The following is a 2,260-nucleotide window of genomic DNA, read 5'->3' as shown; positions in this document are numbered from 1 at the left end:
CCGAACCTGGCCACCGAGCTGGTGCGGCGCGCGGGCCCGCCGGTGCGCGTGGTCCGCGAGTGGGAGCCGGTGGCGGTGCGCGAACCGGAGCCGGGGATCCAGGTGTTCGACCTCGGGCAGAACATCGCCGGGTGGCCGGAGCTGCGGCTGCCTCCGGTACCCGCGGGAACCGCGATCAGCCTGCGGCCGGGGGAGGCGCTGACCGAGGACGGCCGCGTGGACCAGACTTCGATCCGCGACGCCACCCGCGGCACCGACGTGCTGCACACCTACATCGCAGCGGGCTCACCGGAGGGGGAGCGGTGGCGGCCCGCGTTCCAGTACTTCGCGATGCGGTTCGTCGAAGTCGCCGCACCGGAAGGGATCCGGCCCGGACTGCGCGGACTGCAACTGCGTGCCGATGCGGCGCCTGCCGGAGCAGTGCGCACTTCGGACGGCCGGATCAACCGGCTGCACCGGATGGCGCACTTCTCGGTGGCGGCGAACCTGATGTCCGTGCTCACCGATTGCCCCGGCCGGGAGAAGCTGGCTTACGGCGCGGACTACACGCATCCGATCGGCGTGCTCTCGCGGCACTTCGACCTCTCCGCGTACCTGCGCACGATGCAGCGCCACCTCGTCGAAGGTCAGGCGGGGCGCGGTCCGCGGGCGGGCAACGTGGCGTTGAAGGCCCCGGTCTACGACTGGGGCTACACCGGGGATTTCGGCGACGAGGTCAACTGGGGCAACGCGATCGTGCTGGTGCCGTGGCTGCTGCACCGGCTCTACGGCGACACCCGGACGATGGCGCAGCACTACTCGGCCATGACGGCTTACCTGGATTACCTGAGCCGGCGCAAAGCGAACGGCCATCTGGTGACCGGGCCGCTCGGCGATTGGGTCGGAGCGGAAGACACCTCGGGTGAGCTTACCGGGACCTGGGGTTATTACCTGACTACCCGGCGGCTCGCCGACATGGCCGGAATCCTCGGCCGCACAACGGATTTCCGCGAGTTCTCCGCGCTCGCGGAGGCGATCGCGGGCGCGTTCCACGACCGATTCTTCGACGCCGAGCTGGGTTGCTACACCGGCGACGGCGCCACCTCCGGCGCGACGCAGGCCGCGCAAGCGCTCCCGCTCGACGCGGGCATGGTGCCGGAAGCGGAACGCCCGCGGGTGCTGGATGCGCTGCTCGGCCGAATCCACCATCGGGACGGTCCGCGGCTGCTCGCCGGCCACATCGGACTCGGCCCGGTGGTGCGGGTGTTGCGCGACGCCGACCGCGACGACGTGCTGTGGGCGGCGCTGCGCCGGGACGAGGTGCCGGGTTATGGCGCGTTCCTGCGGGATCACCCGCAGAATCCCGGTGGGCTGACCACGATCCCGGAGCAGTGGGACATGGTGAACTCGCTGAACCACATGATCCTCACGCAGATCGACGAGTGGTTCCACACCGGGATCGCCGGGATACGGCAGGAACCCGGCTCGATCGGCTTCCGGCGACTGCTGATCCGGCCGAAACCCGTGGGTGATCTGCAGTGGGCCGAAGGCCACTACCGCGCGCCCGCGGGGCGCATCGAGACGCGATGGCGGCGCGACGGGACGGATTTCACGCTCACCGTGCGCATTCCGCCGAACACATCGGCACGGGTCCAGCTGCCGGGGCGGGTTTCCTGCAGGGGATCGCCAGCTGTCGCGGAGGAGAACGCCGCCGGTGCGGTCTTCTCCGCGGGCCCGGGCACCCACACCTTCACGTCCGACCTGGAGCCGGAATGATCCGTACGGTACGCGTGCAATGCCGGAAATCACGCTCAGTGGCAACGAGATCCGCCGTGCAAGGTGGGAAAAACGAGATCTGGCGAGAAATGGACACCGGGGTTCTCCGCGGCGGCTGCGGTCGGTCACCGTATGGATCCAGTTCATCGGGCGGACAGAGGTGCGTGTGAGCGGAGCGGAATCCGAGTGTCCGGGGCCGGGTACGCGCGGCCGCGGTGCGGTCCGGCGCGCCACGTGGGTGCCCGGCGCCGCCGAACTGTCCGATGTGGAACTCCTGCTGGACGGTGCTTTCCCGGCGCTGAGCGGATTTCTCGATGCCGCCGACGTCGAGTCCGTGCGCACCCGGCAACGCCTGTGCGACGCGACCCCGTGGCCCGCCCCGATCACGTTGACCGTGCCTGCCGAAGTGGCCGCCGCGGACGAGATCGAACTGCAGGACTCCGAAGGCGCACCTGTCGCCGTGATCAGCAACGTCGCGGCCTGGTCGGACGCCGACGGCAGCCAT

The 2,260-nt window shown here is 70.2% G+C and carries 1 protein-coding gene and 1 pseudogene; both read left to right on the top strand.

Going from position 1 to position 2,260, the window contains the following annotated elements; genetic code table 11:
* Nucleotides 1-1,755, top strand: a 1,755-nt coding sequence (locus tag IJH84_RS18770) for a family 78 glycoside hydrolase catalytic domain (protein ID WP_295146812.1), incomplete at its 5' end; no start/stop codon positions are given.
* 166 nt (nt 1,756-1,921) lie between these two features.
* Nucleotides 1,922-2,260, top strand: a pseudogene (locus IJH84_RS18765) (hypothetical protein); the annotation flags it as partial.

Origin of the sequence: Saccharopolyspora sp., assembly GCF_017434145.1 — a bacterium.
Taxonomy (GTDB): domain Bacteria; phylum Actinomycetota; class Actinomycetes; order Mycobacteriales; family Pseudonocardiaceae; genus Saccharopolyspora_C; species Saccharopolyspora_C galaxeae.
The sequence above is the reverse complement of the archived record's forward strand: the minus strand, read 5'-3'. Positions and strand labels throughout refer to the sequence as shown.